The sequence below is a fragment of the Vreelandella janggokensis genome (genome assembly GCF_031451615.1).
Lineage (GTDB): Bacteria > Pseudomonadota > Gammaproteobacteria > Pseudomonadales > Halomonadaceae > Vreelandella > Vreelandella janggokensis.
Genome location: NZ_JARWAJ010000001.1, coordinates 716997 through 732229 on the forward strand (window position 1 = coordinate 716997; position 15233 = coordinate 732229).

Below are 15233 nucleotides of genomic sequence, written 5' to 3' on the forward strand. Positions count from 1 at the left end.
AACCCATAGCCGGAATTTCGGCACCCCTTTTAAAACTTGGCCTTCTGATTTCCTAGATGCAGTACTACTGAGTAGTATTAAATATACAGTTGCGGTAAAAGGGCTGCCGTGGAAAATGGTAGAGTTCTAAATAATAAACGAGATTGAGTCGCCCGGATATCATAGAACCCTCATGGTTTAAAGGGTCGAAAACGACATATTCCGCTACACCCAGCTATTCAAACGTGTTGAACCCATGCCCAAAGGCGTCTTGATCTCAGCGCTTGGAAGTCACAGAGTATAGCTTTAAACAAATAAACAGAGCAGGTTGCAGGCATGACCACAGAGCGCATCACGGACTACCACGCCAAGTACTATGCCTACGAATTAACTCGGCAACGGCGGGGTGGCGATGTTGATCGCTTGGCGGCATCCCTGTTTGATGCTTCGGTGGATCTCAACCCTCATCAGATCGATGCAGCGTTGTTCGCTCTGCAAAACCCACTGACCAAAGGGGTCCTGTTAGCTGACGAAGTAGGACTTGGCAAAACTATCGAAGCGGCACTGGTCGTCTGCCAGTATTGGGCTGAGCGCCGGCGGCGCCTGCTGGTGATTGCCCCAGCCGCTCTTCGCAAGCAGTGGGCGACCGAGCTGTCTGAGAAATTCCATCTACCTACTCAGGTGCTGGATGCCCGGACCTACAAGCAGCAGCGAGACCAGGGGGTGTACGATCCATTGGATCAAGATGTCATCAGTGTGATGTCTTATCACTTTGCGGCCAAGCTCGAGCCTCAGCTACGTACTATTCCCTGGGACCTAGTGGTGATCGACGAAGCCCACAAACTACGCAATGCCCACCGCGAGAGCCACAGGACGGGGCAGGCAATAAAGCGCGCTTTCGCTGGTAGTCGGAAGCTGCTTCTAACAGCGACGCCTTTACAAAATTCGCTGCTCGAGCTCTACGGTCTCTCCACGGTCATCGATGACCAGCTGTTTGGAGACGCCGTGAGCTTCCGTCGCCAGTTCATGCGCGGTGGTAACGACATTGAGGGGTTGCGACGCAGACTAGAGGAGTTCGCCAAACGCACCCTCCGTCGTCAGGTACTGGAGTACGTGCAGTACACTGAGCGTAAGGCGCTGACGATACCTTTCACTCCATCACAGGATGAGCAGCGGCTTTATCAGCTTGTCTCAGGCTACCTGGAACGCGATGACAGCTATGGCGTACCGTCTCGCCAACGCCATTTAGTATCATTGGTCATACGCAAGCTGTTGGCCTCCTCTACGACAGCCATCATACAGACGCTGGAGACCCTCAAGGAGCGGCTTGAGTCTCTGCATGACCGGCACAAAGTCGAGCAGGATTGGCTGGAACGGCTGATGGCCGATGAGTCACTTGATGAAGAGCTGCTGGAAGCCACGGAAGTTGATGAAGTGGAAGAGGCGGATGCCAAATATATAGAACAGGAGGTCAATCCCACTCGCTTGCAAGGTGAGATCACTGAAATTGAGCAGTATCTAAACCTAGCTCGGGGTATTCACGAGGATGCCAAGTCCCATGCGCTGGTTACCGCTCTGGAAACGGGCTTCGCTCGCATGGATGAGATGGGGGCCCCTCGCAAGGCTGTGGTTTTCACTGAGTCGCGACGCACCTTGGAGTATCTCAGCCGCTTTCTGGAACGCCATGGCTTTGCTGACCAAGTCGTGACCTTTAGCGGTACCAACAACAGCCCAGGGGTGACTGGAATATATCAGCGTTGGCTGGTAGAGCATGCTGGCGGCGACCGAGTAACAGGCAGCCCTGCCATCGATCGGCGAACTGCCATCATCGATCATTTCCGGGACAAAGCACAGATCTTGGTGGCCACCGAAGCGGCCGCTGAAGGCGTTAATCTGCAGTTCTGCAATCTGGTGGTGAATTACGATCTACCCTGGAACCCCCAGCGTGTGGAGCAGCGCATTGGTCGCTGTCACCGTTACGGCCAGAAGTTTGACGTGGTAGTGGTAAACTTCCTCAATCAGCGCAACGAGGCCGACAAACGTGTGCTCGAGCTACTGAGTGAGAAGTTCCAGCTCTTCGATGGTCTGTTCGGTGCTTCTGACGAAATTCTGGGACGTCTGGAGTCGGGCGTGGATGTCGAGAAGCGCATCGCCGATATTTATGCTACCAGCCGCACGCCCTACGCCATCGAGACGGCCTTCATAGAGCTCCGCGAACAGTTGGAAGTCGATATCGATGCCCGCATGCGAGATACAGAGAATAAATTGCTGGAGCACTTCGACGAACAGATTCACGATCTGCTACGCATTCAGCGTGACAAGGCCGAGGCACAGCTTGATCGCACCGGTAAGCTATTTTGGCAATTGACCCGCCACTGCTTGGCAGAGCAGGCTGATTTCAATGACAACAGACTTACTTTTCACCTGGAAACATCACCTGTCACGAACGTTCACGCAGGTGACTATTGGCTGATTCGTAAAAGGAAGGGCATTAAACCGCCCGAGCATGCCCATGTCTATCGTCTAACACACCCTCTTGGTGAGCATGTGCTCGATAGCGGCCGTCGCCGTGAGACGCCAACTGTGATTCTGCGTTTCCAGCTATCGGATCATCCGCTGAGGATCTCAGTACTTGATCAGCTCAATGCTCGCAGCGGGTGGCTGGAGTTGAATCTACTTGAACTAGATAGCTTCCAGCATGAGGAGCATTTGGTCTTCACCGGACTGGCTGACGATGGTGCACGTCTCGATCAGGAAGGCTGTGAGAGGTTATTCAATGTGGCGGCAGAGGTAGCGCCGGCCATTGCCGATGAGCCCTCACAGGAGCTCTATACGCTCGCCAAACGTCAGTTGGATGCAAAACTCAGCCGCGTGTTGGAAGAGAACCACAGTTACTTCCAGCGCGAGCGAGAAAAACTAGAGGCCTGGGCTGATGACCAGATATCCTCCAGCGAGGCGCAGCTGGAGGACACTCGTGCCAAGATCAAGGATGCTAAGCGTCGTTCACGTACCGCTGAAAGCCTGGAAGAGCAGAAGACTGCTCAGGAAGCACTCAAGTTCCTTGAGCGTCAGCAGCGTCGAGACCGTCAAGCAATATTCGATGTGCAGGACGAGATCGAGGATAAGCGTGACGCGCTCATTGATGCCCTGGAACACCAGATGCATCGTAAGAGCCAGACGCACCGTTTGTTCCGTGTACGCTGGGAACTTGTATAAGTCTGAGCTTCACTGGCCGACTTCCCATGACGGCTGCCGCATTGAGCGGTATCATCTCTGATAATTGAATCACACTGGGCTGAACACATTGTTCAGCCCGGTTTTATTGTAAAAATCCGATATTTCATTAATTTATCGTCATATCGAGAGAAGCAACGGGAACGGGTTAATGGCTGCTAACATCGCAGAAGATCGAAAGGGACGCTTCATCAAGCTTCTTCACGAGCTTTTCCAGCTCGACAAGCCGGAGCTCGATTTTGGGTTATACCGCATCATGCATGCTAAGAGTGATCAGCTCTCTCGCTTTATCCGTGAGGACCTTTCTGAAGCCATTGAAGCCGCATTTGCCGAACAAGAGGAACAGCAGCTCGCGACGTTACGCCATGATATCGAAGAGAAGCGCCGACAGGCCGAAGAATTTGGCGCTCCTGACCCAGATGGTACATCTGCAGTGAAGCAGGCGCGGGCGGCCTATGATGTCGCCAAGCGGGAGCAGAACGCTTCAGCGGACATTTACGACCATCTTTACCGCTTCTTCTCGCGCTACTACGACAAAGGCGACTTCATGAGCCGCCGCCATCACGTTGCTGAGAATGACAGCCGTGCCGCTCCTTATGCGGTGCCCTACGACGGGCGTGAGGTCTATCTCCATTGGGCCAACAAAGACCAGTACTACGTAAAATCCTCCGAGACGCTGGCCAACTTCACGTTCAACCTCAACGAAGCTCTGAAGAAGCTGCAGGGGGCTGCCGCACAGGGTGGCCTGAGCTTCGATTCGGTGGACTCTGCGCTCAAGGTGCACTGTCGCGTGGTGGAAGCTACCGAAGGCGAGCATAACGATGTGAAAGAGAGCACCGAGCGCTTCTTCATCATCCATTACGACGAGCCGATGCGACTGCTAGGTGCTGACCTGGTGCTGCAGTTCGAGTATCGGCCCGATCCGGAAAAGACAGGGCAGAGTGGCACTTGGCAGAAGAAGCGGCTCGAGGAAGCAGAAGACATCATCATGGCGGCGCTTCGCGCTACCGACGGCGTCGCCGCCTATCGGGATGGGCTTGCTACCCCAGCACCGACCGAAAAGCAGAAAAGCCGGACACTACTGGGCAAGTACCTGCAGCAGTACACTGCCCGCAATACTATGGACTATTTTATCCACAAGGACTTGGGCGGATTCCTCTCACGCGAGCTTGATTTCTACATAAAGAACGAGATCCTGCGTCTCGATGATATCGACAATGCTGATGTTTTGATCGTTGAGCAGCAGCTGAAGAAAATTCAAGTGTTGCGTAAAATTGCCAAGCAGATCATCGCTTTCCTGGCGCAATTAGAGAATTTTCAGAAGAGGCTTTGGCTCAAGAAAAAATTTGTCACAGGTGTGAACTATTGTTTAACGTTAGATTTTCTGGAGGACCATGTTGACGTTGTGAAACAGATTCTTAACTCTGAGGCGCAGCGGTTGCAGTGGAAAGAAATTTACTCCTTAGACATCGGTCAATTAGATAAAAAAATTGATTCTTTAGGTTTGCAGGAAGTATTAAGAAGAAGCGAATACCGTTATTTAATGGTTGATACTGGGGTTTTGAGTGTTGAGCTTGGTGATCTGGTGGTTTCTCTCGTTGATGATCTGAGCTCAAAGTGTGAAGGCGTAATTTTTAACTCTGACAATTTTCAAGCGCTCAGGCTCATGAGAGGAAGTCTGGAAAATAAGGTTAAGTGTGTCTATATCGATCCACCTTATAATACCGGCGACGATGGATTCCCTTTTAAAGACCACTACCCGCACTCTAGCTGGCTGTCAATGGCATATGACCGTATTGCTGCCTGCAGACCTCTTTTGCGTGAAGACGGAGTGTTTTTTTCTCATATCGATGATAATGAGTTGTTTCATTATCAAAAGCTTTGCGAGACGATTTTTGGAGGGGATAACTTTCTTGGTTCACACGTATGGCTAAAGAGATATGCTCCGGCACCTGACACAAAAGATTTTGGGTATGTGACTGAGGCGCTATTGGTCTTTAGGAAATCTCCTGATTTTGAAAGAGGGCTGCTGCCTTTTACTGATGAACAAAAGGCTAGATATAAAAATCCAGATAACGATTCTAGAGGGGCTTGGAAGGCTGCGGATTATACGTGCCGATATACCGCTCAGGAAAGGCCAACGCTTTATTATAAAATAGTGAACCCAAATACTGGCGAGGAGATTTGGCCAAAGAAAACCCGTGTATGGGCTTTTTCCGAGGAGATGCATAAAAAGAATGAAAGGGAAAACCGGATATGGTGGGGAAAAAAGGGGCTAAATAGCACTCCAGCTTTAAAGAATTATGTTTCTGAAATTAATCAAGGTAGGGTGCCTAGCACTCTACTTCACTATGAGGAAGTGGGGCATACTGACGAAGCCGCAAAAGAGCTAAGAAATGTAGTGCCTGGTATAAAGGCTACACCTAAACCGTCTCGATTAGCCGGGTACTTGACTGACGTCGTTGGGGGAGAAGGTGTCTATCTTGATTTCTTTGCTGGAACGGGCTCGTCTATAGTTGGACTGATTAATAAGTCCAGAGAGGTTCGTAAAGGGATAAGATATTGCGCTGTTGAGATGGGTGAGTATATCGACGATGTTCTCATTCCTAGAGTAAAGAAGACAGTCTATTCTAAGTTTTGGGAGGCGGGAGTGCCAAGGCTTGACGAAGAAATTAAGCTGCATGGTATTTCTCACTGCTTTAAATACCTCCGCCTCGAGAGCTACGACGATACACTCAACAATCTTGACCTGGACGACAAGCCCCAGCGTGATGCGCTGGTGGAGCAGAACTCGGAACTGCGCCACGATTACACGCTTAAGTATCTACTCGATGTGGAGACCCGTGGCTCGGCTAGCTTGCTAAATACCGATTGGTTCCGCGACCCGGAAGGTTACGTTCTGAAGGTCAAGCACCCCGGTAGAGATGAAACTCGCGAAACAGCTGTAGATCTTGTCGAGACTTTCAACTGGTTGATCGGCTTGCATGTCACCCATCTGGATAAGCCCCGCACATACGTCGCTCGCTTCGAGCGTGAAGCAGATCCCGAGTTACCGGAAGACCATAACACCCGGCTCAAAGCGGTTAGTCTGCGTGAGAATGAAGACGGCGCCTACTGGATACGCCAGGTTGAGGGGCGCGTGCGTCGTATACCAGGCAGCGACGAGGACCTGGCCAAGGTGTTGGTGGTGTGGCGCAAACTGACCGACGACCCCGAGAAGGATGCCGCGGTGCTGGAAGCGTTGCTGGAAAAGTACAAAATCGATACCACCGACAGTGAGTTCGATGCCATCTACATCAACGGCCCGCATGGCTTGAACCTGACCGGCAGAGCGCGCAGCCGTGTGCACAGCCTGGAAGAGACATTTCATGCCCGCATGTGGGAGGGGTGTGACGATGAGTTCTGATACCAGCGCTCCTATCTGTTGGATCGTTGCTGGCCCCTGTTGGGGTCAGCAAGATGACGTTTGCCCGTCAATATAATTTACTCGTTCAGGAGACACGGCCATGACTCAGCCGACACCGGATACCCAAACCATGCTTGATAGCCTTCGTGATGCAGTCGCCGAGACCCTGGAGCGCAAGAGGCGTCTAGGCCAGTACGCCGTGATCTGGCAGGACGGCAAGCCCGTGCTGGTGGGCGATGATGCACCGAAACCGCAGGTGGATGAGATGGATTATCAGGGCCGGGAGTCGCACTGATGGCAAGCAGGCCACGTCAAGCCAAAATCAAGCAGCTAGATGCCAAGACTCATTTCCTCAAGAAACTGGTTCTCAACCAATGGGTGCTGACCCGCTTCGGCATCAATCCGCTGGAATATTACCGCGACGGCAGTAGCCAGGTACGCCCTATCACGCTACTGACCAAGACGCTCAAGGAGAGTGAGACGGGGCTGACCGGCGATCGCCACCATTATTACCTTCACGCCTTGTTGGGCAGCTACCAGCCGGGCTGGAAGTATGGTGAAGAAGATCTGAAGCGCTTCGACGCCAATATCGTCGAGCATACCGACGCGCTCAACCAGCAGCGCGAGACCGAGGTCGAGTGGAAGTACTTTCAGTGGCTGACCCTGCTGTTCGTGGAGATCTATCTAAATGAGTACTTCCGTGATCGCGAGGCACTCAAGGCCAGCCTCAATGACCAGGTCGATCAGTTCAACGCCTTCTGGCAGGGGCAGGGCTACCAGACCGGCATCGGCCACTACGATGATGGTGATCTCAACAAGCTGTGTCTGCAGAATGCTACGGGCTCCGGCAAGACGCTGCTGATGCACACCAATGTACGTCAGTTCCGGCATTACGCTCGCAAGCACCATCGCATCGCCGACTATGGGCAAATTATTCTGATCACGCCCAACGAGCGGCTAAGCGAGCAACACCTGTTGGAGTGTCGTGATTCCAGCCTTGAAGCGGAGCGGCTGAGCCAGGACGGAGGTGACCTCTTCAGCGGTGAGCGTAAATCCCTCAGCCGTGTTGCCGTGACCGAAATCACCAAGCTCGGTATCGAGCAGGGCAAGAAGACCATGGCGGTTGACAGCTTCGGCGATGGCAACCTGCTGCTGGTCGATGAAGGGCACCGTGGGCTGGGTTCGGCCAGCGAGGAGAAGGGCTGGCTGTCGCATCGTAACAAGCTGGCCGGGAGTGGTTTCACCTTCGAGTATTCGGCCACCTTCAAGGAAGCCGTGGTAGCCGCCAAGGATGCTGGGGTGGAGGAGACCTATGCCAAGAGCATCCTCTTCGACTACGGCTACCGCTACTTCTACGAAGATGGCTTCGGCAAGGACTATCGCATCTTCAACCTGCCGGCTAAGGAGACGACCCAGCAGCGCTATACCTACCTCACGGCGGCGCTCTTGGCCTTCTACCAGCAGCAGCGCTATTACCAGGAGGAGCAAGGCCAACTGACACAATGGAATCTGGCCGCTCCGCTGTGGGTATTCGTCGGGGCCAGTGTGGTCAAGGACGATGGCAGCAAGGAAACCGCCAAGAATTACAAGGAACGCGCTTCGGATATCGTCCAGGTGCTGGGCTTCCTGGCTTGGTTCCTGGGCGAAAAGGAAGAGGCGCGTCGGGCGATCAGCGCCGTCTATGAAGGCGATGCGGCCAGCGCCGGACTGATCGATGAGAAAGGTAACGAGATCTTTTCGGGCAGCTTCCTGTGGCTCAAAGAGCAGGGGCCGTCCGTCGAGGAGCTCTATCGTGACATCCTGACCCATACTTTCCACGCCCTGGGGGGCGGAACGCTGAACGTCGACCGTATCACCGGCGACTCCGGTGAGCTGCTGCTGAAAGTCGGGGAAGCGGAAAAACCCTTCGGTCTGATCAATGTGGGTGATGCGCTGGGTCTGGCCGAGCATATTGAAGGCAGTGAGATTGACCACCTGCAGGTGCGTAAATCGGAGTTGGCCAACCCCATCTTCTCCGAGGTCACCCGAGAGAGCTCACCGGTCAACCTACTTATTGGGTCAAAAAAATTTATCGAAGGCTGGAACTGCTGGCGGGTCTCTAGCATGGGGCTGATGAACACCGGCAAGAAGGAGGGCTCTCAAATCATCCAGTTATTCGGCCGCGGCGTGCGTTTGAAAGGCCGTGATATGAGCCTTATGCGCTCCAGCAGACTCGATCCGGTGCTGGCCCCTAAGCACCTTTACTTACTGGAAACTCTCAATGTGTTCGGCGTCGGTGCTGACTTCATGGCGACTTTCAGGGACTTCCTAAAAGACGAGGAGCTTCCGGGCAACGATAAGCCAGAAATCTATACGCTCAAGCTGAACGTAATGGAAGACGTGGGCAAGTCACTGAAGATGCTTCGCCCCAAGGTTCGCCAGGACACGAAGCAGGCCTACAGCTTTCATCGTAATGGCCCTCTGGTGTGTTTCGGCCAGCCAGTAACCGTTTCAAGCAATGAGTTCTATAGCGAGCTGGGACTGACGCCAGACATTGTCCTCAAAGAGCGCAAGGTCGAGCTTGATCGCTATCCGCGGGTCGAAAGCCTCCAAGCTTCGGGAGTGAAGGACGTAATGGCCAAGCCTGGCCAGGCCAAGCAACATGAGCGCTACTTTGACGACGACCACTTGCTTTTCGTTGATATGGCCGCGCTGGAGCGCGACTTAGAGCGATATCGTCGAACCCGTGGCTACGCGAACTTGTTGATTGATGCTAGCCGATTCCCGGCGTTGCTGAAAAGCCAGGTGTGGTACACGTTGTTGGTACCTGATGACCAGTGGAAGCTGCATGCCGACAACTTTAAGCGCTACCAGAGCATGGCACTGGAGCTCTTGTCCCTGCTGATGGACCGTGTATTCAACTATCACCGCCGGGCCTATCTGGAGCCGCGCATGGAGCTGGTGGCTCTTGAGGATGCTCGAGGTAATCTACCAGACACAAACGAGTATCAGTTGGTCATTGATGGTAGCGAATCGGCGCTGATTGATGACATCAAACAGATGAAAGAGGCTATCGAGGATAATCGCCATGCCGCTTATCGCTCATCCAAGTCCAATGGCGTTAGCGCTGTGCAAATTGGAGCACACCTTTATAACCCGCTTCTGCACCTGGGCAAGGACAGCCGTATCCGAGTCGAGCCTGTCGCCCTTAACGATAGCGAATTTCGCTTTGTTGAGGATCTGAAAGTATGGCTTGAGCGTAATCAGCAGGCGATAGCAGAGCGTGGTGAGCAACTTTATCTTCTGCGTAATCTGGTCAAGCAGGGAGTCGGCTTCTTCGAAGCAGGTGGTTTCTACCCCGACTTTATCCTCTGGCATGTACAAGAGGACCGTCAGCGTATCGTCTTCGTTGATCCCCATGGGCTGCGTCATACCGGCCCCAAGGACGAGAAGATCGAGTTCGGGGAGCGTATTAAGGATGTTGAGCGTCGGTTGAAAAATAATCAGGTCGAACTGGAAAGTGTCATTCTTGCCCCATCCAGTACGACGCGGGAGTGGATCATCAGCCATTGGGACATGACCACTGAGGAGTTGCGCAACAAGCATGTGTTGTTCATGTCGGACTCGGACTACTTGGATAGCCTTATGAAGGTGGTGGTTGGAGAGCCGAAAGCAGAAGTATTCATTCAACCATGACTTTTACTACTTTATGGTTGGGATAGTTCCTGGCAAATCTTTAACCAGGACGGTGCACACTGCGCTTTTTATCAGCATAATACTTACCCTGCCAACAACTAACTTACAGTTAGTTGGCAGGGTTTTAAAATTAATGTAAAGATTAATTTAGCGCAGAAGTAACACAATTCAGTTTGGTTATTGTGCGCAGAAAAGGCAAACAGTGTTGAGGGATATGTCAATCCTTGCACCCTTTTCTATGGGACAGTATGAAGGGTCATTTGCGCTTATATGGTTTAATTTCATTTGCTCGTGTGACAAATACAATGTTGTACACCCTTCAGTGGACTCAATCAACTCGAACTGATCTTGTGTGAGACCGACAACATCAAGATAGAACGTATTTTCGAGCTCACATTGAGAGTCACACTGGTCGTTGCACGGGATAGTAATGGCGTCATACATGAGAGATTCTCCTGGCTATGCTGGTGCGTTTGCACCAGCTCGCAATCAGTATATTTTTGAAACCCTACCTCACGTCAACAGCCATTTGTAATTTATACGTAAATAGACTTGCTTGGACAGAAATTAAGAAGATGCACCGCCTTATTTGTAATAAAATATTGTAGTGGTCAACTATTTCCGGACCGTATTTTAAGTTTTTTCTTCTTCAACCATGGGCGGCATGCCGCCCATGATTGAATGTATGGGGAAGCTGACGGTTATAGTAGTTCATAAGGTAGCCGCCAATATCTTTCCTTGCGTCAGACGTCGAGCGATATCCGAGCGAGGATATCCATTTTCTCCTCAAGCTTCATAAGGCCTTTTACATCAGGGGCGTTATCACAGCAATTTTTGAGTGGTTGCGACCAGCGTTTTGTTGCAGAGCGTGTAGCTGTGTTGAATCTTTTGTCCCTATAAGCACTTAAATTTAGTTTTCGAACGATAGCTTTGATAGAAGGCACGGTGTTGATCAAAGCCATTCTACTCAAGGATTTTCGTGCTTTGTTGCTATTTTCAGGCTTGCCATCAACTTTGAAAGCTCCAGAGAGCCAATGTAATAGCTAGCTTCGAAGCGCCTGCCACTTTTGTAATTTTACTTGTATTGTGGCTGAAAGGGTTGATATGCCATGCTTATATGCTGATAATCATGGTGAGTCTAAAATCAGGAGTTAATGTGATGGCGTCAGTATTAAATGATTACATCAAGAAAGAGCAGCTTCTAAAGCAGCTACAAGATGAACTTCAAGAGCTGGAAAGCAATAGCGAGCTTAAGAAAGAACTTGAATTCAAAGATAGGCTCCATGCATTGATGAATGAGCATGGTAAATTTGCACGCGATGTATGTGAGATTTTAGACCCTTCGTATCGAGAAGCAACAACAAAGAAAGCCCGTCCCGGTACCCGAAAAAAGCGTCCCTTAAAAGTCTACAAAAATCCCCATACAGGGAAAGTTGTAGAAACACGAGGTGGAAATCACAAGGTTATCCAAGAGTGGAAAACTAAGTTTGGTAATGACGAGGTGGTTAGTTGGATTGTAGAAGAGCGTCCATAAATATCAGGTTTATGCTTGTGATTGACTGCTCCTGGAGTTATTGATACAGCTCTGAAGCAGTATGGAGCACAGCAATGATGGTGGATGTTCAGGGTGCTAATAGTACTTTATTGGTCACGTTTTAGATATTGAAGCGTCTGTGCTTGATAAGCATGGAAGTTATCCCATCGAGGTGGGCTGGTATGAAACCTTTGGCAAAAGGGACAGGTTTCTCATTCGTCCCTTTTACAGCTGGTAGCACTGGTGTCCAATTGTAGAGTCTATGCACGGTATTCAGCGAGAGGAGCTGCTAGATAAAGGTTAATCTGAACTCGCGATCATTTCTGCTTTGCTTAACTTATTCTCTACAGATAAAAAATCGAATCTTAAAATCAGCCAAGATAGTCAGCCCAGTCCTGCATCATTGCACGTCGTTTCTCGAAAAGGTCGCCCCGACGGTAGGCTGCTTCCACCTTATTTTCGATGGTATGGGCTAAAGCCATCTCAGCAACATCGCGTGGGTAGCTTGTAACCTCTCCAGTCCAGTCGCGGAAGCTAGAGCGAAACCCGTGGGGTACATAATTACCTTTTTCGCCACTTGGTCCGTACCCCATTCCGCGCATGAATTGCAGTAGCGCCATATTAGAAAGTGGGCGGGCGAGCTTCATGCCAGGAAATACATACGAGCTGCCTTTTGCTCGGGGAAGATTAGAGAGAAGAGCTAAAGCTTGCTCTGAAAGCGGTACTCGATGTTCGCGGTTGGTTTTCATCCGATCAGCAGGGATCGCCCATGTGGCATTAGCGAGGTCAATCTCGTTCCATTCGGCATTCAGCACCTCGGAGGTGCGCGTTGCGGTCAAAATCAAAAACAGTAGCGCTTTAGAAGACATGCTGCTGTACTGTTGAACCGACGCCATGAAATCAGCAACGTCATCATAGGGCATGGCAGGATGGTGATTAACCTTCTGGATACGTGACGGTTTGGCTAGTAGTTTATCCAAGTGCCCGCGCCAACGGGCGGGATTGACCGGATCGCGATAGCCGTGTGCAGCTGCATAATCCAAGATATTCTCAACCCGTCCCTGCACGCGTTTGGCCGTTTCGTTTTTATTTGCCCAGATAGGTTTTAGGACTTCAAGCACGTCCTGGGTCGAAATATCTTCTATGGGCTTTCCACCGATTTTTGGACGCACATAGGTTTTGAGAGTGCTGACCCACTGACGGGCATGCTTGGCATTTCGCCAACTGCGGCGGTGTGCCTTGATAAAGCGAGCGGCGCAGCTTGTGAATGTGACAGCTTCTTTCTGAGCTTCTTTCTCTTCTTTTAAGCGCGCTTCCAGTGGGTCAATCCCTTGCTTGACCATTTTGCGGTTATCCGCTGCGAGCTCGCGGGCTTCGGATAGGCTTACGCCAGGATGCGACCCTAGGCCCATATAGCGCTGCTTGCCTTGAAGCTTAAAACGGTAAATCCAGCTAACCGACCCGCCAGCGGTAATTTGCAGGTATAGGCCTTGGCCGTCACCCGTCGATCCCTTTTTACCTTCTTTCGCAAGCTTCTGAACTGTTTTGCTAGTGAGCTTACCCATGGCAATGCCTCTCTGTGGTACAGCCGACTGATTGCTTATGAGCCTACCACAATATAACCCACACTTTGACCCACATCTTTGCTCTGGGATAAGCTGGATTTGATTGGAAAGGATTGGGCGCTTAATAATGTATTTATCAATAAAAACAGATAATTAATATACGACCATGGACTTGCCTGGAAAGGGTGTATGCGGACTCCTCCTCCGCCAAGAATTTTAGAAGGGGAATCAACATCTTATGTTGGTTCCCCTTCTTCGTTTATAGGCTCTGGGAGCGGTTTTGGGAACAATCCTGGGAATGCTAGAGGCCTAGCTGCTTCTCAATTAGGGCAGGGATGTCCGGGGCGTCGCCACGAATCCATTTGCCCTGGATCAGGGGGGGGCGTCGCGCCCTAAATAGCCACCGGAATGGTTGGGGGTAACTAGCTCAAAACTCATTAACGCACGCTAAGATGTGTTTACGCTGTTGAATAATACTCACTCCTACATCCAAGAGAGCTAAATATAATCCAACAAAAGGCATGGCCCTGTTCTTGATCCATACGCGCAGAGCTCGTGTGACGGGAGAGTTATAAGCTTGTACTGCTTGCTTGATAGCATCGCTGATGCTGAATTCGTTGATGAGTAGTTCGATATAGCTTTTTAGCCTGTTATCGTTATCTTCTTCGAGTGATTCGGCTATACCTTCTATAAGAATATTCAGGCTTTGCTCTTGAATGAACTCTTCGAACTGCTCAATATGTTCTTCATCTATATTAAATATATCAGCCAGCACGCGAATTACAGCTTTAAAGCAAGGATGAATAGCCTGGGGCTCAAGAATAGATTCAACCTCTTGGGGGCTGCGAATCGGTGCAAGTTCTTTTACCTAATTGGTGAGTAGTTTGTTAGAGTCCAGCTATTTTGTAAGCTCTCCTCAAAAAGAAGGTCTAGGGGAAGGTAATCTTCAATTAGGGATTGTAAGTTCTGAAGTTTGGCCGCACTTTGATTAATTAAATCTGGTTTAAGGAACAGTAATGTAAATTCTTGATTTGCTGAAGCCTTGATAGCATTAATTCGATCGTAAGCTTCTTGGTCGAGGTAAACTCCTCCTTCTTGACCCAGCGCACTTAAAGGATAATAAATAAGCGCCCCACCACCTGCACTCGCGCTGACTATAAATTCTCTTCGGCTCATTTTTTTAACATTTTGTACCATGTTCCAACCTCTCATTAATATGTTAATACCTTATATTCATTAATCAGTATGGCCTGGGATAAGCAGATTTGCGGTTCAGAAGTGCCATGAATAGGTCTATCAGCTAAGGGACTGATAGTTCTCTGGCGTATCCATCAAAATGTGGCAGATTCAGTGCTTTTAACTTTACATCGGTGGTCTCAATGAGCAAGTGCAACACCTGATGCACTTGGTAAGCTATTGCTACTCACTATCATCATCTTGCCGCCGAAGAACGCGCTGCCATCATGTTGATGCACGCGAAGCACTCGTTGCGCGACATCGCTCGCCACTTGGTCGTTCTGTGAGCACCGTATCGCGTGAGATGGTAAAGCATGCGGAGATTACGCAGCGCACGGGGACCACCATTTACTTTGCTGATCCGCACAGCCCTTGGCAGCCTGGCTCTAATATGAGAATACCAACGGCCTTCTTCGGCAGTACTTGCCGGAAGGCACCTATTTATCGGTTTACAGCCAAGAGAAGAGGAGCCCGACGCCACTGCTGACTCATTGAATACCCGGCCAAGAGAGGCGTTGAATGCTCTTACACACCTTTAGAGATTTACGTTGACGTGTTGAGGAAAGCAGTATCTGGCACTCAGGTTTTACAATAATGTTGCGCT

The 15233-nt window shown here is 50.6% G+C and carries 9 protein-coding genes and 1 pseudogene; 7 read left to right on the forward strand and 3 right to left on the reverse strand.

Annotation, left to right across the window (positions count from 1 at the left end; all coding sequences use genetic code 11):
- Positions 1–315: 315 nt before the first annotated feature.
- The 5 genes from QC816_RS03380 (at position 316) to QC816_RS03400 (ending at position 11828) form a co-directional block, all read left to right on the forward strand.
- Positions 316–3195 carry an SNF2-related protein gene (locus QC816_RS03380; RefSeq protein ID WP_309780954.1) on the forward strand — a complete coding sequence of 960 codons (2880 nt, stop codon included), beginning with the start codon at positions 316–318 and terminating at the stop codon, positions 3193–3195.
- 169 nt (positions 3196–3364) lie between these two features.
- Positions 3365–6619 carry a site-specific DNA-methyltransferase gene (locus QC816_RS03385; RefSeq protein ID WP_309780956.1) on the forward strand — a complete coding sequence of 1085 codons (3255 nt, stop codon included), beginning with the start codon at positions 3365–3367 and terminating at the stop codon, positions 6617–6619.
- Positions 6620–6719: 100 nt separating this feature from the next.
- The gene (locus QC816_RS03390) at positions 6720–6914 is read left to right on the forward strand and encodes a hypothetical protein (protein ID WP_309780960.1); all 195 of its coding nucleotides are present in this window, start codon (positions 6720–6722) and stop codon (positions 6912–6914) included.
- The gene (locus QC816_RS03395) at positions 6914–10294 is read left to right on the forward strand and encodes a DEAD/DEAH box helicase family protein (protein WP_309780962.1); all 3381 of its coding nucleotides are present in this window, start codon (positions 6914–6916) and stop codon (positions 10292–10294) included. The genes QC816_RS03390 and QC816_RS03395 overlap by 1 nt, the downstream gene beginning before the upstream one ends.
- A gap of 1159 nt (positions 10295–11453) precedes the next feature.
- Positions 11454–11828: a histone-like nucleoid-structuring protein, MvaT/MvaU family gene (locus tag QC816_RS03400; RefSeq protein WP_309780964.1), complete on the forward strand. Its 375-nt coding sequence runs from the start codon at positions 11454–11456 to the stop codon at positions 11826–11828.
- Positions 11829–12199: 371 nt separating this feature from the next.
- Here the strand turns inward: QC816_RS03400 and QC816_RS03405 are convergent, their stop codons facing one another.
- The 3 genes from QC816_RS03405 to QC816_RS03415 form a co-directional block, all read right to left on the reverse strand.
- Positions 12200–13393 (reverse strand): tyrosine-type recombinase/integrase, encoded by a 1194-nt coding sequence (locus tag QC816_RS03405; RefSeq protein WP_309780966.1) that lies wholly within the window; start codon positions 13391–13393, stop codon positions 12200–12202.
- A gap of 427 nt (positions 13394–13820) precedes the next feature.
- Positions 13821–14168, reverse strand: a complete 348-nt coding sequence (locus tag QC816_RS03410; RefSeq protein ID WP_309780968.1) for a hypothetical protein — start codon at positions 14166–14168, stop codon at positions 13821–13823.
- A gap of 89 nt (positions 14169–14257) precedes the next feature.
- Positions 14258–14590 carry a hypothetical protein gene (locus tag QC816_RS03415; RefSeq protein ID WP_309780971.1) on the reverse strand — a complete coding sequence of 111 codons (333 nt, stop codon included), beginning with the start codon at positions 14588–14590 and terminating at the stop codon, positions 14258–14260.
- A 266-nt stretch (positions 14591–14856) separates the two neighbouring features.
- Between QC816_RS03415 and QC816_RS18290 the strand changes: the two genes are divergently transcribed.
- Together QC816_RS18290 and QC816_RS03420 are read left to right on the forward strand one after the other, a co-directional pair.
- Positions 14857–14916, forward strand: coding sequence for a hypothetical protein (locus QC816_RS18290; RefSeq protein ID WP_422823729.1), 60 nt, complete (start codon positions 14857–14859; stop codon positions 14914–14916).
- Between the two features lie 11 nt (positions 14917–14927).
- Positions 14928–15224: pseudogene (locus QC816_RS03420) on the forward strand (IS30 family transposase); the annotation flags it as partial.
- Positions 15225–15233 lie beyond the last annotated feature (9 nt).